Genomic DNA, 20,224 nt, shown 5'->3' on the forward strand with positions numbered 1-20,224 from the left:
CGCGGCGCTGAAAAAGGTGGACGGCAGCCTCGTCGCGCTGCAGGCGCGCCTCAAGCATTCGTTCTCCGATACGCGGCTGCTGCAGCTCGCGCTCACGCACCGCAGTTTCTCGGCCGACCACAACGAGCGCCTTGAGTTTCTCGGCGACTCGGTGCTCAACCTGGCGGTGTCGCACCTGCTGTACACGCGACTGTCGGCCCTGCCTGAGGGCGACTTGTCGCGGGTGCGGGCCAACCTGGTCAAGCAGGACACCCTGCACCGCCTGGCGCTCGAACTCCAGCTGTCGCCGCTGCTGCGGCTCGGCGAGGGCGAGGCGCGTTCGGGCGGTCCCAACCGGCCCTCGATCCTGGCCGACGCGCTCGAGGCGCTGATCGGTGCGGTCTACCTCGATGCGGGCTTTGCAGCCGCCGAGGCGCTGGTGCGCCGCCTGTACGAATCGGTCGAGATCACTCCGCGCATGGAAGCGGCGGCCAAGGACCCGAAAACCGAATTGCAGGAATGGCTGCAGGGCCACAAAATGAAGCTGCCGATGTATCGCGTGGCCGCGACGCTGGGTGCAGCGCACAAACAGACTTTCGATGTCGAGTGCGAGGTGCCCGAGTTGGGCTTTCGCGAACGCGGCATCGGCGGCTCGCGCCGCGCCGGCGAGCAGGCTGCCGCGGCTGCCATGCTGATCCGGCTCAAGGCACGCGGCGCCGCGTGAAATCACAATGAACGACGTTACCAATCCAGAAGCCGGACCCCAAGATGCCGCAGGCGACGGCGCTGCCGCAGGCGGTCCCCAACACTGTGGCCTCATCGCCATCGTCGGCAAGCCCAATGTGGGCAAGTCGACGCTGCTCAATGCGCTGGTCGGCCAGAAGATCAGCATCACCTCGCGCAAGGCGCAGACCACGCGCCACCGCATCACCGGCATGCGCACGCTGGGGGCGACGCAGTTCGTGTTCGTCGATACGCCGGGCTTCCAGACCCTGCACGCCAACGCGCTGAACAAGTCGCTCAACAAGACTGTGCAAGGTGCGGTCGGTGATGTGGACCTGATCCTGTTCGTGGTCGAGGCCGGCAGCTTCACGCCGGCTGACGAGCGCGTGCTCAAGCTCCTGGGCAAGGGCATTCCGACCGTGCTGCTCGCCAACAAGTTGGACAACGTGCACCGCCGTGGCGACATCGCCCCCTGGCTGCAGACCATGCAGGCGAAGCACGCTTTCGCCGAGTTCGTGCCGATGTCGGCCAAGAATTCGAAGGACGTCGAGCGCCTCTTCGGTATCTGCGAAAAGTACCTGCCCGAACAGCCCTGGTTCTACGCCGAGGACGAGCTCACCGATCGCAGCGAGAAATTCCTCGCCGGCGAACTGGTGCGCGAAAAGCTCTTCCGCCTCACCGGCGACGAGCTGCCCTACACCTCGACCGTCATCATCGACAAGTTCGAGGAAGAGCCGCCCCAGAAGAAGGGCCAGAAGCGCCTCTTGCGCATCGCCGCCACCATCGTGGTCGAGCGCGACGGCCACAAGGCCATGGTGATCGGCGACAAGGGCGAGCGCATCAAGCGCATCGGCATGGAAACGCGCGTCGAACTGGAGAAGCTGGCCGACGCCAAGGTGTTCCTCGAACTGTGGGTGAAGGTGCGTTCCGGCTGGGCCGACGACGAGGCGCGCGTACGCTCCTTCGGCTACGAATGAAGTGGCCGCTGCCCACCGCGTTTCGCACGAACCGGCATACGTGCTTCATCGCTACGACTGGAGCGAGTCGAGCCTGATTCTGGAGGTCTTCACCCGGCACCATGGGCGCATCGCGCTGGTGGCCAAGGGGGCGAAGCGGCCGAGTTCCAATTTCAGGCCGGTGCTGCTGCCGCTGCAGCCGCTGCAGCTCAATTACGGCGGCGATGCCGAGATCCGCACGCTCAAGGGCGCGGAGTGGATGGGCGGCCATGTCATGCCGACAGGCGAGGCACTGCTCTCGGGCTACTACATCAATGAATTGCTGCTGCGCCTCCTGGCGCGCGACGACGCGCACGAGGCGCTCTTCGACGCCTATGCCGGCGTGGTGCAGGTGCTGGCGGGCGACCATGTCGGGGCCCAGGCGGCAACCCAGGCCGCCGCGCTGCGCGCCTTCGAACTGATCCTGCTGCGCGAAGTCGGCCTGCTGCCCTCGCTCGACGTGCAGACGCTGACCCTGGAGCCGCTCGACGCCGGCGCGCGCTACAGCCTCGTCCCCGAGGCGGGACTTCGTACGGCGATGGAGGGCGAAGCCGGCCTGGTCGGTGCCGACTGGCAGACCCTGCAAGCCGTGCTCGACGACCGTGCGCCCTTCACCGCCACCCTGCGCGAAATTGCCACCATGAACGCCGGCAGCAACAGCGCCCTCAGAAACCAGCTGCGCGCCTTGCTCAACTACCATTGCGGCGTGTCCACGCTGCGCACGCGGCAAATGATGAGAGATCTGCAAGCACTATGAGCACTTCAGGCAACGCCGGCACCACCACCACTTCCCTCTCGGTCAACCTCAACAAGGTGGCCTTGGTGCGCAACACGCGCCACCTGGGCATTCCGAGCGTGCTGACCGCAGCCAATGCATGCCTCGCCGCCGGCGCCCAGGGCATCACCGTGCACCCCCGGCCCGACGCGCGCCACATTCGCGCCCACGACGTGAGCGACCTCTCGGCTCTGCTTGCGAAAGACTGGCCGGGCATCGAATTCAACATCGAAGGCAACCCCTTCCACAACCTGATGGACTTCGTGCGCGAACTGCGTCCCCACCAGGCGACCTTTGTGCCCGACAGCGAATCCCAGTCGACCAGCGACCACGGTTGGAGCTTCCCCGACGACGCCGAGCGACTGCGCCCGCTGATCGCCGAAGCCAAGGCGCTGGGCGTGCGCGTCAGCCTGTTCATGGACCCGATTCCCGAGATGATGGCCGCGGTCAAGGCGGTGGGCGCGGACCGCGTCGAGCTCTATACCGAGGGCTATGCCGCATCGCGCGGCACCGCCGACGAAGAGGCTGTGCTCGCGCGGTACGTCGAATCGGCGCGCGCGGCGCAGGCCGCGGGCCTCGGCGTCAACGCCGGCCACGACCTGAGCCGCGACAACCTGACTGCCTTCCTACGCGCAGTGCGCGGCGTGCACGAGGTCTCGATCGGCCATGCCTTCGTCGCCGACGCGCTCGAACTCGGCTACACCGCGACCACGCGCGAATACCTGCGCTGCATCACAGAGGCGCAACAACAGGCCCGGCCTGCATGATCTACGGCATCGGCACCGACATCTGCGACCTGCGCCGCATCGCCGCGACCTTCGAGCGCCAGGGCGAACGGTTCGCGCGCAAGGTGCTGAGCGATGGCGAATTCGCGGTCTGGCAAGCCCGCAGTGCGCGCTGGCCCAAGCGCGGCCTGAGCTACTTGGCTACCCGTTTCTCGGCCAAGGAAGCCTTCAGCAAGGCAATCGGCCTTGGCATGCGCATGCCGATGACCTGGCGTCTCTGCGAGATCGCCAACCTGCGCAGCGGCAAGCCGGTCATCGTGCTGCACGGCGAGCTCAAGGACTGGTTCGAGGCCAAGGGCCTCACTGCCCACGTCACGGTGACCGACGAAACTGAATACGCCGCAAGCTTCGTCGTGGTGGAGCATAAAGACATCAAGAACGAAGCATGACCGCGACAACGACCAGTAGCATCCACGCGCCGCTCATCATCGATGTGGCGGGCACCGAACTCAACGACGCCGACCGCCGGCGCCTTGCAAACCCGCTGGTCGGCGGCGTGATTCATTTCACCCGCAACTGGCAGGACCGCGCGCAGATGACCGCGCTCAATGCCGAGATCAAGGCGATTCGCCCCGACCTGCTGATCTGCGTCGACCACGAGGGCGGGCGCGTGCAGCGCTTTCGCACGGACGGGTTCACGCACCTGCCATCGATGCGTTCGCTCGGTGAGTTGTGGATGCGCGACGCCATGCGCGCCACGCAGGCCGCGACGGCGGCGGGGCAGGTGCTCGCCGGTGAACTGCGGGCCTGCGGCATCGACTTCAGCTTTGCACCGGTGCTCGACCTGGATTACGGCGGCAGCAGCGTGATCGGCGACCGCAGCTTCCACCGCGACCCGCGCGTGGTGTCGCTGTTGGCCAAGAGCGTGATGCACGGCATGCTGCAGATGGGCATGCGCAATTGCGGGAAGCACTTTCCGGGGCATGGGTTTGTGAATGCGGACTCGCATGTCGAGATTCCGGTCGACAGGCGCAGCCTCAAGGCAATCCTGGCCGATGACGCCAAGCCCTACGACTGGCTCGCCGGCACGCTTGCCGCCGTGATGCCGGCGCACGTCATCTATCCCAAGGTCGATGCGCGGCCGGCGGGCTTTTCTTCGAAGTGGCTGCAGGACGTGCTGCGCATCCGGCTCGGCTTCGATGGCGCGATCTTCAGTGACGACCTGAGCATGGAGGCGGGACGGTACATCGATGGCGAGCTGTTGAGCTTCACCGATGCGGCGTTGGCGGCGCTGGATGCGGGATGCGACCTGGCCATGGTCTGCAATCAAAGCATCATCGGTGCGGGACTGCCGTTGGATGCATTGCTCGAGGGGTTCGGCGCGATGGCGGCCGCAGGTCGTTGGAAGGGTGCAGCAGCGAGCGAAGCTCGGCGGCGCGCGCTTCTGCCTTTCCCCGATGCCCTCGAATGGCCAGCGCTTGTGGCTTCGAAGAACTACACCAGCGCCCTGCGACTGTTGGCCGCCGAGCTGGTGCTTCTCTTGCCGGTCAGGTCCTGAAAGGGCGAACCGGCAACTGGTTCGCGAGAGGCGCAAGAAACCGCGCGATCTCCGGGTCCGTGAACCGTGCTTCCAGCCACGGCTTGTCTGCCAGCCCGGCCTCAAAGAACACCTGCAACAGCCGCAATGCGCCATTCCTCAGCGCACGCGTCAGCATTTCGTGCTCGACCACCGGCGGCTGGACGGACGACGCCGGCATCGCGCAGGCATGTGCGAGCGTCGCCAGCAGGCGCTGCGCAAAGTCAAGTTGCGGAGGCCACCACTGTGCATAGAGCTGCGCAATCTGGTCGAGAGCCTCCGAGCTGCAGTGCGGCAGGAGATGCCTGAGCATCAGCACGCGAGCCCGCGAATCGAACGACGCCGCTCGTGCCGGATCGCCTGGAGGACCCATCGCCGCGGGACGATGAAGCAATTCAGGGATCACCGAAAACTGGCCGCCGGCCACTGCACACTTGCAGAGCATGTGGCGATCGTCGTGAACAGTGAATTCGGGATCGTGCCGCACCCCGCTGCGCTCAAGGAACTCGCGACGGATCATGCAGGCCGACAGCATCAGTGGCGCCGGGCCTAAATACTCTGTCAGGATTTCGTGATGCCGTTGAGCGAAACACAGGGTCGCCGCTTGCGCTTCGCACCAGCAGCCCACGATGTCCACGCCGGGACAGCTTTCTAGCAGAGCGGCTTGCCGCTGCAGGCGTTCGACCGGGGCACTATCGCCTGCGTCGGAAAAGACGATGTACTCCCCCTTGGCCTGCGCAAGGGCGATGTTTCGTGCCGTGGGGCGGTCGCACGCCACGGGCATCGAGATCAGCTGGACGTTCTGAATGCCTGCTCGTGCAGCGGCTTCAGCCACGTCCCGCCGACTGCCTGCCACGACGACGATGAGTTCGAGCGCGACGTCACGCTGCCGCGACCAGCTCTGCAGGCTCGATTGCCAGTCATCGGGCGTGTCCCCGATCGTCATGCAGATCGTCACGCGCGGCATCACCGCCGGCGTGATGCGATCCGGCTGCTGCGCCCGCCAGGTCAGGAACCGCTCCAGCGCAGGCCCCACGTCCGGCGGCGACAGTGGAAGGCTGGCTCTTTCGAGTCCGTCGCGTTCGAGTCGCGCACGGCGCGGCGCGTCGGCGAGCAATGCCTCGATGGTGTCGACCAGCCTGTCGTACGGTGCCCCGACCACCGCTTCGCGAATTGAAGGTGCGACTTCACTGTCGGGATAGAGCTCACAGACCACGGCCTTGCGATGACGCAGAAGGATGGACAAGCGCGGCATCTCGACCACGCGCGAGTCGTCCCAGTTGTGCAGGTTCAACACGAGTTTTGCACGGCGCAAATAGTTGTCGCGCTCCTGCAGCGACCACGAGCGATCGCGCGTGGTTTTCAACCGCAGGCCCCGGCGGGTCAGCGCGTCCAGGATGTCGATGCGCCGCTGCGTGAACGATCCGAAAAAGACGACGTCGATATCCTGCTCGCTGTCGGGCAGAACATCGCTCAATGGGACGATCTTCGCAGCGTCCGGTTCCCAACCCAGTGCGACGTAGTCGGCATTCCTGTAGCCGAGTTCGCGATAGCGCTGGAAATTGCTCTGGCTGTACTCCCAAAGGTAGGCGTTCTTGAGCACTTCTAGATAGTTGTCGTTCCAGGAATGCGAGCCTTCCACCATCGGCTCGAAGTTGACGACGATGCAATTCGGATGAAACGGCGCGATGGACTTCCACGGAATATTCCAGAAGAAGAACAAGATGTTGATCGCACCCGGATCGATGTTGGCTGGTGTGTAGCTCGTGGGATAGCCCAGCCGCTGCGCGGCAAGCTGATAGCTCCTGACGATGTCGCCGCAGATTTCCTCCGAGGACAGCGAAGTGAAGTTCAGCCGTGGAAGCGTCATGGTGCCCAGGAGCGGTGTGCGTGAAGCTGCATCAGGCGCACTCTATCGGATCGATCAAACGGTTGCCGGCCGGGCGCTGGCCATGTCCTGCCAAGGCGATGGCCCTCCGGAGTCCAGGTGAGTCAGGTACAGCCTGAGATCGAGCTCGAAGCGGTGATAGTCCGGCTCCATGTGGGTGCAAAGTGCGTAGAAGTGCTTGTCATGGTCCTTTTCCCTGGTGTGGGCAAGTTCGTGGACGACGATCATGCGCAGCCATTCGAGGGGGACTTCCTTGAATAGGCTCGCCACCCGAATCTCGCGCTTGACCTTGAGCTTGCTTCCCTGCACGCGGGCAATGGTGGTATGTGTGCCCAGCGCATTGCGGATCACATGCAGCTTGTTGTCGAAAACAGCCTTGGACAGGGGCTCGGCCTTGCGCATGAACTCGCTCTTGAGTTCGCTCGCATACGCATAGAGGGCGCGATCGGTGCGAATGTCATGGATGCCGGCATAGCGCTTGCGCAGCAGGGCGCCCAAAGAATCTTCCGCCATCAGCTGTCGCACCTGGTCGAGCAGCGCTGGCGGATAACCGGCGAGGTATTTCACAGCGAGCGCGCCGCGTAGGCGAGGCCGGCCGCAACGCCCCCCATCAGGTCGCCCTCCACCAGCGGCACGCCGGCGAAACTCGCGCGCAGGGCGCGCTGGAAAGGCCTCAGTGCCGAGGAACCGCCCGTGAGATAGATGGCGCTGAGTTCGCCGCTGCGCAGGCCCGCGCGCTTCACGCAGGCATGCGCGCAAGCCACCACGTTGTCGAGGAGGCCCGCGAGCTGATGGGTCATGTCGGCGGGCACAAGGCTGGAGGCCAGGCCCTGCTCGAAGAACGAGAGGTCAATGCGCACCCCGGCATCGGTGACCGAGGCGTCGATCTTGGCTTGTTCCACCTCGCTGGCGATGCGGTGGCCGTGCCGCTCGTCGAGCACCCTCATCAGGCGGTTGTGGAGGCGGACATCGCTGTAGCTGGTGCGCAGCTCCCTGGCTTGGCGCGTCGCCTTCGGCACATAGAGCCAGTTGATCAGGTGCCAGGAGGAGAGGTCGAAGAAGACCTTGCTCGGCACCTCGCGACCCTGTGCGCCGATGTGCCGCAGGCCGAGCAGGGGCATCACTCGCTCCAGGTTCAGCCGCTGGTCGAAGTCGGTACCGCCGATATGCACCCCGCTCGTGGCCAAGATGTCATCGCTGCGGTCGGCCCGCAGTGCGCGCTCCGGACCCAGGCGCACCACGGTGAAGTCGGAGGTGCCGCCACCGATGTCCACGATCAGGATCGTCGACTCGCGGGTCACGCGCTGTTCGTAGTCGAACGCCGCGGCGATCGGCTCGAGCTGAAAGGAGACGTCGCGCACGCCCGCGGCGCGCGCAGCGTGGCGCAGGCTCTCTTCGGCGCGCGCATCGCGCTTGCTGTCGTCGTCGACGAAATGCACCGGCCGTCCGACCACGATGCGTTCGGGGCGCTGGCCGAGTTCCTGTTCGGCGCGGTCGAGCAGCTCGCGCAGGAAGCGCGCGATGATGTCCTCGAAACTGACGGACCCGTTGTAGACAGCCGTCTGCTCCTGCATCAGCGGGCTGCCGAGCAGGCTTTTCAGCGAGCGCATGAGGCGGCCTTCGACGCCCGCGAGGTACAGCGCGACCGCTTCGCGGCCGAAATGCGTGCTGCGGTCTTCGGCATTGAAGAAGACTGCGGTTGGCAGCGTGGTCGCGGTTCCTTCGACGGGGAGCAACCGGGCGACTCCGTCGTCGAGTACGCAGGAAATGGCCGAGTTCGAGGTGCCGAAATCGATGCCGATTGCCGGTTTGTGGGAAAGAGTCATTCAATCAAGGGTTCAGAGGGCCCCGGAGTTTAGAAGGTCGCAATGGCCCAAGATAGACTGCTGCCCAAATACCTTGTGCGGGAGACCCTCCAATGCCGCTGTGCGTGACATTCTTCGACCGGCTGGAAGAGCCGGTCCTGCGCAACCATGCGCACTATTGCCGCAAGTTCGGCTATCCCCATGCCTGGATCGAAGTCGACCGGCTCTCGCATCCTGCGCTGCGCGATTCCGCCAAGTACTCCGAGATGCTGCGACGCCTGCGCACGCTCGAAGAAGGCGATTGGCTGCTGTTCCTGGACGACCACTCCGTGATATTCCACCCCATGCCGGTCGAGACGCTGATGGCGGGGCGAAACCTGCTCGTGGTCGACGGGCCGGGTGGCCTGCCGCTTACCAACATGATGATCCTGCGAAACACGGCCGCGAATCGCGCCCTGCTTTACTCGCTGATCACCGCCGTTGGCAGCGTGCTCGCGCTGGTGTCGCCCTACCTGGACGAATCCACGCTTCTGCGGCCGGCCGGCATGCTCGAATGCAATGCACTGATCAATGACTGCTATGTCAACGTGTCCTGGCGGATCACCTCCTGGTTCAACGCCCGCATCTTCGTGGTGAACCTTGATGTCCTGCGCACACTTCAGCCCGACGGCCGCGTGACCCAGGACATGCTGCACGACATCAACTTGCAGCGCTTGCTGGTGCGCAGGGTGAATGCAGCGCTGATCGACGCAGAGCCCGTGCTGTTGCCGCCCGCATATCCCCCGATCTCGGAGGACGCGGTAACGAGCATCAACGAAGGCGCGCCGATCGCCTTCGTCACGCTCTACACCCACCACATCAACACCTACGCGCGGGTGTCGGAGCACAACGTGCGGCGCTATTGCGAGCGTCACGGCTATGCGTATCACGTCTACCGGGGCATTCCCGCGGAGCTGGATCCGGCGATCAATGGCACCTGGGTGAAGAGCTGGCTTGTCCGGCGTCACCTGCCGCAACATCAATGGGTCATCTGGATCGATGCGGACATCCTTTTCGTCAATCAGTCCAGGCGTGTCGATCCCCTGCTGGAAGGTCGCGAACTGCTGCTTGCAAAGGACATCGGCAACTGGGCTTTCAATGCGGGCGTGATGGGGTTCCGCAATACCGAGCGCAATGCCGGTCTGCTGACGTGCATCTGGGAGCGCATCACGACGGTGGACGACAAATCGACCGTCTACAGCAGCCAAGGCGACCAGTTCTACACGAACGAGGTGCTCCAGGAGCAGGGCTTGGTCGGTGAAGACTGCGTGCTCGACAACCTGAGCATCAACACGCCGCCTCAGCTGGCAACTGACGAAAGCCTGCTGGTTCACTTCGTGAACCTCGGCGAGCCCTACCGGTCCGTGTACATGGCCGACCTCGACGCGAGGTCACAGCGTCAGGGCTGATAGAGAAAGGCCATCGCATCGCGCAGCGGCGCCAGGAAGAAGGCGACCATCGCATCGTCGTTCTGACAGTGCAGCAGCCACTGTGCATCGATGAGCCTGGCATCGCGATAGATGCGAAGCAGCCGCAGTGCTTCGTTGCGCAACACCCGGCGAACTTCGGCGGGAGAGAAATGCAGGCCCAGGGCGTCTTGCCGGGCAGCCTTGGCCATGACGCCCAGCAAACGCTTCGCAAAGGCGGCCGTGGGCTCCCACAGCGGGGCATAGAGAAGCACCAGCAGGTCTAGCTCGTCTGTGGCCAAGTCGGGAAACACCCGGGCCAGCATCCACCGACCTGCGTGCATCGATTCCGTCGCATCATGGGAGGGCGGGGACGCCCGTCCTGCGGTGGGCGTTACGGTATCGCAGGTCCCGGCACCGACCCGCACGTTCGAAAAGCGGGCCCCGGCGGCAACGCATTGGAAGACAAAATGCGCATCGGCGCCGCCTGCAAACCCGGGGTCGAACGCGACGCCCCGGTTGAGCAGGAACTGGCGCCGGAACATTCGGCCGTGCGTCGAAACGGGCGCGCTGGCGAGCATGCCGGCCCTGATCTCGTGGTCGAGCGAGGTCTGCCAGGTTTCCGACGAGTAGCCGACGACTTCCACCTCGGCGCGGTCCGCAAGATAGGCCGCCTGCGCCGCGAGTCGGCTCGGCTCCAGGGCTTCTGCGCCGTGCATGAAGACGACGAAATCACCGCGGGCATTGCGCAGGCCGGCGTTGAAGGCGGTGCACCGGCTCTCTGAATCCGCGCACGAGCCAACCGGGATCACGTCGAGCTTCAGATGGTCGTATGCCGCCAGGAGATCGGGGGACAGGCCCGCGGGCAGCGCGCCGCCGTCCAGCGCGAGGATCACTGTGATCCGGGCCGTTGCGGCGAGTTGCCCGTGCGGCAGCGCGCAGATGCAGCGGGTGTGGTCTCTCCACTCGAGGAAGCGTTCCAGCGCAGGCGCCAGGACGCTGGACTGCGAGCGCGTGCTGAAGAGTGAAAGCCCCCGGCCTTCGAGCGCGGCACGCCTTGCCGGATCCGCAACGAGCGCGGCCGTGGCGGCGACAAGCCCCTCGTACCCTGCGCCGACCACGGCATTGCGCAGCGATGGGTCGATTTCGCTGTCGGGGTAGAGCTCGCACACGATGGCCTTGCGGTGGCGAAAGAAGATCGACAACCTCGGGATCTCGACAATGCGCGAATCGTCGTAGTTATGGATGTTCAACACCACCTTGGAGCGCAGCAAGTAGGCATCGCGTTCCTCCGGGCTCCAGTGCCGCTGGGTGGTCGTCTCCACGCGAAGGCCCAGCGCCCGCAGACCGTCGAGCACCTTGACCCGACGCACGCTTTGCAGGCCGAAGAACAGCACGTCGATGTCGCGCTGCGCCTCGGGCAGCAATGCATCCAGTGCTAGCACGGGCGCTGCGCCGTCTTCGTATCCGAGTGGCGTGTAGTCCGCATGCAGCATGCCGAGCTGCGGCATGCGCTGGAAGTTGCTTTCGCTGTACTCCCAGACGTAGGCTCGCTGCAGGATGTCCCGGTACGGCTCGGGGAAGAACTGGCCGCCGGGCGTGAGATGCTCGAAATTGACGACGATGCAATTCGGCTGCAGTGCCGCAAGGTCTTCCCAGCGCAGGCCCCAGCAGAAGAAGACGATGTTGAGCATGCCAGGCGCCACCACCGAATGCTGGTAGGTGACCTCATGGCCGAGCCGCTCGAGCGCGATGCGAAACGTCTGGACGATGTCTCCGACGACGTCTTCAACGCCGAGGGAGGTGAGATGGATGCGTACCGTTTTCACCCGCCGAAGGCGTAGGTGGGCGGATACGAGTTTGAAGCCATCTCCCGCTCGGTGTCGTCGCGGAACTCGCCGCGGTGAGGGCTGAGCAGGTAGAGGTTCTGGTCGGCGCACAGCCGGGTCAGGTCGGCCACGGATTGCACCTGCAATGTCAGGCCCTCGAGCGACAGCGTCGACGGGAACGTCTCGCCCTTGTGGCGCTCGAGGATGTCACGTCCGGGACCCAGAAAGTTCCACCGATGATCGAGCACGCGGAAGCCGGTTTGGTAGAACATCTTGCGCGCGTCAAAATCAGTGAAGAAGCGCAGATGCGTGAAGTCGAGCAGGCCCCAGTTGGTATAGCGCCAGTGCCCTCGGAGCGCGTCGTACAGCAGCGGCAGATTCGACGCATTGGGAAGGCTGACCAGGATCTGCGCATCGGGCGCAATGGTGCGATTCAGGCTGTTCAGCAACTGCCAGGGGTTGACCAGGTGTTCGAGCACGTCGAACAGGCACACCAGGTCGAAGGGGGTTTTCAGCCCCTGTGCACCGAAATCGACGGTTTCCACGTCCCGCTCGACGACCTTGTCGAAATGCTGGCGCGCGATCTGCGCGGCCGATGCATCGAATTCGCACCCCCAGAGCTCGCAGCCGGGGTAGCGCTGGCGCAGCAAATGCCCAACGCCGCCGGAGCCACAACCGATATCGAGTGCGACGGTGGGGGGGCGCCGGAGCATGTCCAGGCACTCGGGTCTGGGATTGAACGGGTAGACGTATTCCTTCTTGTCGCGGTCTTGCCAGAGAAAATCGGTCACAGCGTCTCCGTTGTCAGAGTTCCCGCCGAAGCGCCGGGAACAGGATCACGTCGCGGATGCTCGGCGAATCGGTCAGCAGCATCATCAGCCGGTCGATGCCGATGCCGCAGCCGCCGGTGGGCGGCATGCCGTATTCGAGCGCGCGCACGAAGTCGTGGTCGTAGTACATCGCTTCGTCGTCGCCGCTGTCCTTGGCGGCCACCTGCGCGTTGAAGCGGGCGGCCTGGTCTTCGGCATCGTTCAGCTCGCTGAAGCCGTTGCCGAATTCGCGGCCCGTGATGTAGAGCTCGAAGCGCTCGGTGACCTCGGGGCGCTCGTCGTTGGCGCGTGCCAGCGGCGAGATCTCGGTCGGGTGTTCCATGATGAAGGTCGGCTGCCAAAGCTTCTCTTCAACGGTCTCTTCGAAATACATCACCTGCAGGCTCGCGAGGCTGCGCTGCGAAAGCTTGTCTTTTTCTTCGCTCAGGCCGAGCTTGCGCAGGCCGTTGATGAGCCAAGCGGTGTCGTCCACGCCATCGCCGGCGTCGGTGTGCTTCAGGATCGCTTCGCGGATCGTCAGCCGCTCGAAGGGCTGGCTCAGGTCGACGGGCTTGCCGCCGTACGTCAGCTGCTGCGAGCCCACGGCCTTGTCGGCGATGGTGCGGATCAGCGTCTCGGTGAAGTCCATCAGGTCGCGGTAGTTCCAGTAGGCCGCGTAGAACTCCATCATCGTGAACTCGGGGTTGTGCCGCACCGAGATGCCTTCGTTGCGGTAGCTCCGGTTGATTTCGAACACGCGCTCGAAGCCGCCGACGATCAGGCGCTTCAGGTACAGCTCGGGCGCGATGCGCAGGAACATCTCCTGGTCGAGCGCGTTGTGATGCGTCTTGAAGGGCTTGGCGTTCGCGCCGCCCGGAATCGGGTGCAGCATGGGCGTCTCGACTTCGAGGAAGTCGTTGGCGACCATGAATTCGCGCAGGGCGCTCACGGCCTTGCTGCGTGCGGTGAAGCGCACGCGGGCCGCCTCGTCGGTGATCAGGTCGACGTAGCGCTGGCGGTACTTCTGCTCCTGGTCGGCCATGCCGTAGAAATCGCCAGGGAGCGGGCGCAGGCTCTTGGTGAGAAGACGCAGCTTCGTCACCTTGACCGACAGTTCGCCGGTCTTGGTCTTCATCAGCGTGCCTTCGGCACCCAGGATGTCGCCGAGGTCCCAGCGCTTGAACTCTGCGTAGGCTTCTTCGCCGACGGCGTCGCGCGTCACGTAGAGCTGGATGCGGCCGGTGGCGTCCTGCAGGGTCGCGAAGCTGGCCTTGCCCATCACGCGCTTGAGCATCATGCGGCCCGCCACGCTGACGGAAATGGCTTGTGCCTCGAGCGCTTCGGCCTCGACCGCATCGTGCGCCGCGACGAGCGCCGCGGCGCGATGGCCCGGCTTGAAGTCGTTGGGGAACGCGACGCCCTTGCCCTCGACCTGTGCGGTGCGCAGCAGCTTGAGCTTTTCGCGGCGTTCGGCAATGAGCTTGTTGTCGTCGACGGCGGGGGCTGCGGCAGCGGCTGCAGCGGGCGTAGGAATGGGAGGGGTCAGGTGATCGGACATGGGGAGCGGGTGAGGCGCAACGGGAGCGTGCGCGAGCCCGGGATTTTAGCCGATCAGATTCGAATGAAACTGGCTCGAAGCGCCCGCCAATCCTGCGCGATGCGCTACGGAAAATATAGCGAACTATTCAGCGATGCCCGTGCGTGCGAGCAGATCACTCACCAGCTCGAGCCGCATCAGCGGACTGTCGAGCTCCATCAGCCGTTGCCGCAGTTCGAGCTGCATCGGCACCAGCTCGCACCAGCGGTTCGCGACCCAGCCGCAGTCGTCGAACCGGTAGGGCTCGCCGATGGGCAGCCGCACCGTCTTGGCGCCCTGGGCCCGACGGCGTTCTTCGAGCGTGTCGACCAAGCGCCGCAGTGCAGTGGCCGTGTGTTTGAGGTCGTCGGGGATTTCGAGCGCGATGTCTTCGATCACCGCTTCCACCTCGGCGACCCACAGGCCGTGCTTCTGCAACTCGGTGCTGCGAACGCGAAAGCGTTGCGTGCCGATGCATTCGATCTGAAGGAGGCCGCTTTGTGGCGATTCGAATTCGCGGATGACGGCGAGCGTGCCGATGGCAGCGAAGCTTTCCGCATCGGCGCCGGCCTTGCGGACCTCGCTGCCGCTCGTGAGGCTGACCACGCCGAACGGCGCATCGGCCTTGCGGCATTTGCCGACCATGTCGAGATAACGCACCTCGAAGATGCGCAAAGGCAGCAGGCCGCCAGGGAACAGAACCGTACCGAGCGGGAACAATGGCAGTGAATGCAAAAGGGGCTGTGTCGTCATCTAAAAACCTTGCGTGGCTATCATCGCATTCCGCTCACGACCGCGCCCCCATGCTCTACCAGATTCCTTCGTTCCTCCTCGACGTGATCGTCGGCCTGCTCGGCGGCGCCTGCCTGCTGCGCCTCTACATGCAGTACCACCGGGTGCCGTTCGGCAACCCGCTCGGCCGCTTCATCTTCGCGATCACCGACTGGATCGTGCTGCCGCTGCGGCGCATCGTGCCTTCGGTCAAGCGCTGGGACCTGGCGAGCCTGATCGCCGCCTGGCTGCTGGTGCTGCTGAAGTTCCTGCTGCTGTGGCTCCTGATCGGCAATCTCGGCCGCATCGCCACCTTGCCGCTGGTGTCGCTCGTGGGATTGCTGCAGCTCGCGATCTCGGGGCTGACCGCGCTCCTGGTGGTCTATGCCGTGCTGTCGTGGGTGCCGGGCGCGTCGCCGATGCTGCTAGACCTGATTTCCCGTCTGGCGGAACCGCTGGTCAGACCATTCCGGCGCTTCATCCCGCTGATCGGCGGCGTGGACCTGTCGCCCCTTGCCGCCATCGTGGTGCTGCAGGTAATTGCGATCGTGTTGAGCAATTTGCTGGTGTTTGCCTATCAACTGACTTTCTGAGCCGCAGCCAGCAAACAAACAAACAAAAGAAAAGGGCCCGGGTGCATTGCACCCGGGCCCTTTTGCTTTGGCTTGCCGCGTTTTGCCGGTCGTCGTTCAGCTCACCGCGTCGGCCGGCTGGCGCAGCAGCATCGCGAGCGTGCTGGCGATGGTCTTGCGCAGTTCGCGGCGGTCGCTGATGAAGTCGATCGCGCCCTTGGTCTGCAGGAACTCGGCGCGCTGGAAGCCTTCGGGCAGCGTCACGCGCACGGTCGATTCGATCACGCGCGGGCCGGCAAAGCCGATCAGCGCCTTGGGTTCGGCGATGACCACATCGCCCACGAAGGCGAAGCCGGCGCTCACGCCGCCCATCGTCGGGTCGGTCAGCACGCTGATGTAGGGCAGGCCCTTCTTCGCCAGGCGCGTGAGCGCGGCATTGGTCTTGGCCATCTGCATCAGCGAGAGCAGGCCTTCCTGCATGCGCGCGCCGCCGGTGGCGGTGAAGCAGATGAACGGCACCTTCTGCTCGATGGCGGTTTCGACGCCGCGCACGAAGCGCTCGCCGACCACGCTGCCCATGCTGCCGCCCATGAATTCGAACTCGAAGCAGGCGACAACGACGTTGATGCTGTGGACCGAACCGCCGATGACGACCAGCGCGTCGGTCTCGCCGGTGTTTTCCAGGGCTTCCTTCAGGCGCTCGGGGTACTTGCGGCTGTCCTTGAACTTGAGGGCGTCGACCGGGAGCACTTCCTGGCCGACTTCGTAGCGGCCTTCGGCATCGAGGAACGCGTCGAGCCGCGCGCGGGCGCCGATGCGGTGATGGTGGCTGCAGCTCGGGCAGACGTTCTGGTTGTGCTCCAGGTCGGTCTTGTAGAGCACCGTCTCGCAGGCCGGGCATTTGATCCACAGGCCCTCGGGCACCTGGCGGCGCTCGGCAGGGTCGGTTTGTGCGATCTTGGCGGGTAGCAGTTTTTCAAGCCAGCTCATAGGACTCCGGAATTAGCTCCCCTCTCCTTGGAAGGAGAGGGGCTGGGGGTGAGGGCAACCGAGATTATCGGCCAGCCGCATTCTTGGGGGTAGCCGCCGGCAGGGCGTCCAGCGCCTCGCGGATGCCGGCGAGGAATTCGCGCACCGCGGGCACCACCTTCTCGCGCGGTTGCCCGTCGATCAGCTGGATGATCTTGGTGCCGATCACCACGGCGTCCGCCGCCGAACCGACCGCCTGCGCGGTGCGTGCGTCGCGGATGCCGAAGCCCACGCCGACCGGGATGCTCACATGCTGACGGATGCGCGGGATCATCTGGCCGACCGCCTCGGTGTCCAGGTGGCCGGCGCCGGTCACGCCCTTGAGCGACACGTAGTAGACGTAGCCGCTCGCGATGCGCGCGACCTGCGCCATGCGCTCGTCGGTGCTCGTGGGCGCCAGCAGGAAGATCAGGTCGATGTTCGCCGCCTTCAGGTCGGCAGCGAAGGCCTCGCATTCCTCGGGCGGGTAGTCGACGACCAGCAGGCCGTCGACCCCGGCGGCCGATGCGTCGCGGATGAAGGCCTGTTTGCCGTGCACGAGGTCATAGCGCTCGACCGGGTTCGCATAGCCCATCAACACCACCGGCGTGGTCGTGTCCTTCTGGCGAAACGCGGCCACGATGGCGAGCACCTGCTTCATGCCGACGCCCAGGGCCAGCGCGGCTTCGCCGGCCTTCTGGATCACAGGGCCGTCGGCCATCGGGTCGGAAAAAGGCACGCCCAGCTCGATCACGTCGGCGCCTGCCTCGACCATGCCGTGCATTAGCTCGGGGGTGATGTCGGCGAAGGGGAAGCCGGCGGTGACATACGGAATCAGCGCCTTGCGGCCCTGCGCCTCGAGGGTCTTGAAGGTGGCGGCAATGCGGCTCATCACTTGCCTCCCTTCACGCTCAGGCCGCGCATCGAGGGGCGGTCGTAGAAATCGACGCCCGACAGGTCGGCGACGGTGCCGATGTCCTTGTCGCCGCGGCCCGAGAGGTTCACCAGGATCGACTGGTCGGGGCGCATGGTTTTCGCGAGCTTCAGCGCATAGGCCACGGCGTGGCTGGATTCGAGCGCGGGAATGATGCCCTCCGTTCGACACAGGTAGTGGAAGGCTTCGAGCGCCTCGACGTCGGTGATGCCGACGTACTCGGCACGGCCGATGTCGGCCAGGTGCGCGTGCTCCGGGCCCACGCCGGGGTAGTCGAGGCCGGCGCTGATGCTGTGCGTCTCGGTGATCTGGCCGTCCTCGTTCTGCAGCAGGTAGGTGCGGTTGCCGTGCAGCACGCCTGGGCTGCCGCGCAGGATGGAGGCTGCGTGCTTGCCGCTGTCCAGGCCTTCGCCCGCCGCTTCCACGCCGATGAGCCGGGTGCCGGCGAACGGAATGTAGGGATGGAAGATGCCGATCGCATTGCTGCCGCCGCCCACGCAGGCGACCACCACGTCGGGCTGCTTGCCCTCGGCTTCGCCGGTGATGCCGTCGGCCGCCAGCATGGCGGGCATTTGCTCGATGCACTCGGTGCCGATCACGCTCTGGAAGTCGCGCACCATCGTCGGGTAGGGGTGCGGGCCGGCCACGGTGCCGATGATGTAGAAGGTGTTTTCCACATTGGTGACCCAGTCGCGCATCGCCTCGTTGAGCGCGTCCTTCAGCGTCTTGCTGCCCGATTCGACCGGCACCACGGTCGCGCCGAGCAGGTTCATGCGGTAGACGTTGGGGCTCTGGCGCTTCACGTCCTGGCTGCCCATGTAGACCACGCATTCCAGGCCGTAGCGCGCGCAGATCGTGGCGGTGGCCACGCCGTGCTGGCCGGCCCCGGTCTCGGCGATCACGCGAGGCTTGCCCATGCGCCGCGCGAGCATCGCCTGGCCGATCACGTTGTTGATCTTGTGCGCGCCAGTGTGGTTGAGGTCTTCACGCTTGAGGTAGATCTGCGCGCCGCCCATTTCGCGGCTGGTGCGCGCAGCGTGATAGATCGGCGAGGGCCGGCCGACGAAGTGCTTCAGCTCGTAGTGGAATTCGGCGAGGAACGCCGGATCGTCCTTGAACTTGGCGTACGCGTCGCGCAGCTCGTTGATCGCGTGGGTGAGCGTTTCGCTTGCGAAGGTGCCGCCGTAGTTGCCGAAGTGGCCGGTGGCGTCGGGTTGCTGGTAATCCTGGAAATTGCTTTGCATGGTTCTCGATCGTTGGGCCGCAGCCCGAATGACGATCGGGTGCGGCGGCTAACTGGAGAAGGACGAGGCGTCTGCTGCTCTGACGGCTGCGACGAATTGCCGGATCTTTCCGGCGTCCTTCAGGCCCTTGTTCCCGGGACCGTCGATTTCGACGCCCGAGCTCACATCAACGGACAGCGTCTTGCAGCGCGTCCGCAGGATGCGAATGCCATCGCTCACGTTTGCAGGTGTGAGCCCACCACTCAAGACGAGGTGAGCGTCGACGGCGGGTGGAAGAAGTGACCAATCGAAAGCCTTGCCGCCACCGCCATAACCTTCGACATGCGCGTCGAGCAGGATGGCCTGGGCGTGGGAGTAATCGGACGCGTATTTTACGAGGTCGAAGCCGGCACCGGCAGCCCCCAGCGGAATGCGGGCGGCGCGCATGTAGCGAAAGAGGCCGGGGCCGGTGGCTTCCTCGCACTGTTCGGGCGTCTCTTCGCCATGGAACTGTGCGATGGCGCCCTTCACGCGGGCAAGCGACGCTATGACTTTGGGAGCATCCTCGTTCACGAACAGCAGCACTGGCGTGATGAAGGGGGGGAGGCGAGCGGCAAGTTCGGCGGCACGTTCAGCCGTGATGGCGCGAGGGCTTTTGGTGTAGAGCACGAAACCGACGGCATCGGCACCCGCTTCGACCGCGGCATCCACGTCGGCCTCGCGCGTGAGGCCACAGATCTTGATGCGGGTGCGGGGGAGCGATGACGTCATGGCGGGCCATCATAAGGAGCGCCGCCAGCCTGCAGCGTGGCCTCGGCCGGCAGACCCCACTTGGCGTCGTACAACGGGCCGAGGAAGTACAAACCGTCCGCGGAGAAGGTGGGCGCAGCCACCTTGCGGCTGCGCGCCTCGAGCACCTCGGCGATCCACTCGGGCCGCTCATCGCCGCGGCCGATGCGCACGAGGCAGCCCATCAGGTTGCGGATCATGTGGTGCAGGAAGGCGTCGGCCTCGAATTCGAAGTGCCAGCGGCAGCGCTCGCCGTCGCCGACACGCGTGATCTCGATGCGGCGCAGATTCTTCACAGGCGATTTGGCCTGGCAGGCCGAGGCGCGGAACGAACTGAAGTCATGCGTGCCGATGAGCACCGCGGCGGCTTTGCGCATCGCATCGCCATCGAGCGGATGCATCGACCAGCCGACCCGGCCCGAATCCAGGCTCGGCCGCACCGGCGATTGCGACAGCACGTAGAGGTAGCGGCGCGCGAGGGCACTGGCGCGGCAATGGAACTCGTCGGGCACCGGCTGGGCCCACTGCACCGCGATGTCGTCGGGCAGGAAGCGGTTGGTGCCGCGCATCCAGGAGAAGGGTTCGCGTTCGATCTCGGTGTCGAAGTGCACCACCTGCATCAGCGCATGCACGCCGGCATCGGTCCGGCCGGCGCACAGCGTGCCGATGCGACCAGATGGGTCGGCGGCGAACTTCGCGAGGGCCGCTTCGAGCTTGTCCTGCACCGTGCGGCCCGAGCGCTGGCTCTGCCAGCCCTCGTACGCCTGGCCGTTGTAGCGGATGCCGAGCGCCAGCCTCACGA

General features: G+C 65.2%; 20 protein-coding genes. 8 read left to right on the plus strand and 12 right to left on the minus strand.

The window, feature by feature from the left end; translation table 11 throughout:
* Positions 1-16 precede the first annotated feature (16 nt).
* Genes rnc through nagZ form a run of 6 tightly spaced genes read left to right on the plus strand, consistent with a single transcriptional unit; the run spans position 17 to position 4,755 of the window.
* Positions 17-703 (plus strand): ribonuclease III, encoded by a 687-nt coding sequence (gene rnc, locus VARPA_RS07720; protein ID WP_013539995.1) that lies wholly within the window; start codon positions 17-19, stop codon positions 701-703.
* Between the two features lie 7 nt (positions 704-710).
* Positions 711-1,679, plus strand: coding sequence for a GTPase Era (era, locus tag VARPA_RS07725; RefSeq protein WP_013539996.1), 969 nt, complete (start codon positions 711-713; stop codon positions 1,677-1,679).
* 1 nt (position 1,680) lies between these two features.
* Positions 1,681-2,454: a DNA repair protein RecO gene (gene recO / locus VARPA_RS07730; protein WP_013539997.1), complete on the plus strand. Its 774-nt coding sequence runs from the start codon at positions 1,681-1,683 to the stop codon at positions 2,452-2,454.
* Positions 2,451-3,239: a pyridoxine 5'-phosphate synthase gene (locus VARPA_RS07735; protein WP_013539998.1), complete on the plus strand. Its 789-nt coding sequence runs from the start codon at positions 2,451-2,453 to the stop codon at positions 3,237-3,239. Before recO ends, VARPA_RS07735 begins: the two co-directional genes overlap by 4 nt.
* A complete protein-coding gene (acpS, locus tag VARPA_RS07740; protein ID WP_013539999.1) occupies positions 3,236-3,646 on the plus strand; it encodes a holo-ACP synthase in 411 nt (136 codons plus the stop codon). Before VARPA_RS07735 ends, acpS begins: the two co-directional genes overlap by 4 nt.
* On the plus strand, positions 3,643-4,755 hold the full coding sequence (nagZ, locus tag VARPA_RS07745) for a beta-N-acetylhexosaminidase (protein WP_013540000.1): 1,113 nt from the start codon (positions 3,643-3,645) through the stop codon (positions 4,753-4,755). The genes acpS and nagZ overlap by 4 nt, the downstream gene beginning before the upstream one ends.
* Here nagZ and VARPA_RS07750 read toward each other — a convergent pair.
* Genes VARPA_RS07750 through VARPA_RS07760 form a run of 3 tightly spaced genes read right to left on the minus strand, consistent with a single transcriptional unit; the run spans position 4,745 to position 8,487 of the window.
* Positions 4,745-6,643 carry a glycosyltransferase family A protein gene (locus VARPA_RS07750; RefSeq protein ID WP_013540001.1) on the minus strand — a complete coding sequence of 633 codons (1,899 nt, stop codon included), beginning with the start codon at positions 6,641-6,643 and terminating at the stop codon, positions 4,745-4,747. The two genes, nagZ and VARPA_RS07750, sit on opposite strands and share 11 nt — an antisense overlap.
* A 54-nt stretch (positions 6,644-6,697) precedes the next feature.
* A complete protein-coding gene (locus VARPA_RS07755) occupies positions 6,698-7,228 on the minus strand; it encodes a M48 family metallopeptidase (RefSeq protein WP_013540002.1) in 531 nt (176 codons plus the stop codon).
* Complete coding sequence (locus VARPA_RS07760; protein ID WP_013540003.1) at positions 7,225-8,487, minus strand: Hsp70 family protein; 1,263 nt, start codon at positions 8,485-8,487, stop codon at positions 7,225-7,227. Before VARPA_RS07760 ends, VARPA_RS07755 begins: the two co-directional genes overlap by 4 nt.
* 104 nt (positions 8,488-8,591) lie before the next feature.
* Here VARPA_RS07760 and VARPA_RS07765 point away from each other — a divergent pair, with 104 nt between their 5' ends.
* Positions 8,592-9,914: a galactosyl transferase GMA12/MNN10 family protein gene (locus VARPA_RS07765; RefSeq protein ID WP_234974974.1), complete on the plus strand. Its 1,323-nt coding sequence runs from the start codon at positions 8,592-8,594 to the stop codon at positions 9,912-9,914.
* On the opposite strand, the gene VARPA_RS30125 is transcribed toward VARPA_RS07765, so the two are convergent.
* The 4 genes from VARPA_RS30125 to VARPA_RS07785 all read right to left on the minus strand — a co-directional run bounded on the left by VARPA_RS30125 (position 9,905) and on the right by VARPA_RS07785 (position 14,878).
* The gene (locus VARPA_RS30125) at positions 9,905-11,740 is read right to left on the minus strand and encodes a hypothetical protein (RefSeq protein WP_013540005.1); all 1,836 of its coding nucleotides are present in this window, start codon (positions 11,738-11,740) and stop codon (positions 9,905-9,907) included. The two genes, VARPA_RS07765 and VARPA_RS30125, sit on opposite strands and share 10 nt — an antisense overlap.
* Positions 11,737-12,531: a class I SAM-dependent methyltransferase gene (locus VARPA_RS07775; RefSeq protein WP_013540006.1), complete on the minus strand. Its 795-nt coding sequence runs from the start codon at positions 12,529-12,531 to the stop codon at positions 11,737-11,739. The genes VARPA_RS30125 and VARPA_RS07775 overlap by 4 nt, the downstream gene beginning before the upstream one ends.
* Before the next feature lie 13 nt (positions 12,532-12,544).
* A complete protein-coding gene (gene lysS, locus VARPA_RS07780) occupies positions 12,545-14,107 on the minus strand; it encodes a lysine--tRNA ligase (protein WP_013540007.1) in 1,563 nt (520 codons plus the stop codon).
* Between the two features lie 123 nt (positions 14,108-14,230).
* Entirely contained in the window at positions 14,231-14,878 is a 648-nt protein-coding gene (locus tag VARPA_RS07785) for an LON peptidase substrate-binding domain-containing protein (RefSeq protein WP_013540008.1), read from the minus strand.
* A gap of 50 nt (positions 14,879-14,928) precedes the next feature.
* Between VARPA_RS07785 and VARPA_RS07790 the strand changes: the two genes are divergently transcribed.
* On the plus strand, positions 14,929-15,489 hold the full coding sequence (locus tag VARPA_RS07790; RefSeq protein WP_013540009.1) for a YggT family protein: 561 nt from the start codon (positions 14,929-14,931) through the stop codon (positions 15,487-15,489).
* Between the two features lie 96 nt (positions 15,490-15,585).
* Here VARPA_RS07790 and accD read toward each other — a convergent pair whose 3' ends face one another.
* From accD to truA, 5 genes are all read right to left on the minus strand, one after another.
* Positions 15,586-16,458 carry an acetyl-CoA carboxylase, carboxyltransferase subunit beta gene (gene accD, locus VARPA_RS07795; RefSeq protein ID WP_013540010.1) on the minus strand — a complete coding sequence of 291 codons (873 nt, stop codon included), beginning with the start codon at positions 16,456-16,458 and terminating at the stop codon, positions 15,586-15,588.
* A 64-nt stretch (positions 16,459-16,522) separates the two neighbouring features.
* Positions 16,523-17,368: a tryptophan synthase subunit alpha gene (gene trpA, locus VARPA_RS07800; protein WP_013540011.1), complete on the minus strand. Its 846-nt coding sequence runs from the start codon at positions 17,366-17,368 to the stop codon at positions 16,523-16,525.
* A complete protein-coding gene (gene trpB / locus VARPA_RS07805) occupies positions 17,368-18,654 on the minus strand; it encodes a tryptophan synthase subunit beta (protein WP_013540012.1) in 1,287 nt (428 codons plus the stop codon). Before trpB ends, trpA begins: the two co-directional genes overlap by 1 nt.
* Before the next feature lie 48 nt (positions 18,655-18,702).
* Positions 18,703-19,404 (minus strand): phosphoribosylanthranilate isomerase, encoded by a 702-nt coding sequence (locus tag VARPA_RS07810; protein ID WP_013540013.1) that lies wholly within the window; start codon positions 19,402-19,404, stop codon positions 18,703-18,705.
* The gene (truA, locus tag VARPA_RS07815; protein WP_013540014.1) at positions 19,401-20,222 is read right to left on the minus strand and encodes a tRNA pseudouridine(38-40) synthase TruA; all 822 of its coding nucleotides are present in this window, start codon (positions 20,220-20,222) and stop codon (positions 19,401-19,403) included. The genes VARPA_RS07810 and truA overlap by 4 nt, the downstream gene beginning before the upstream one ends.
* Positions 20,223-20,224: the final 2 nt, after the last annotated feature.

The organism is Variovorax paradoxus EPS (genome assembly GCF_000184745.1).
Taxonomy (GTDB): domain Bacteria; phylum Pseudomonadota; class Gammaproteobacteria; order Burkholderiales; family Burkholderiaceae_C; genus Variovorax; species Variovorax paradoxus_C.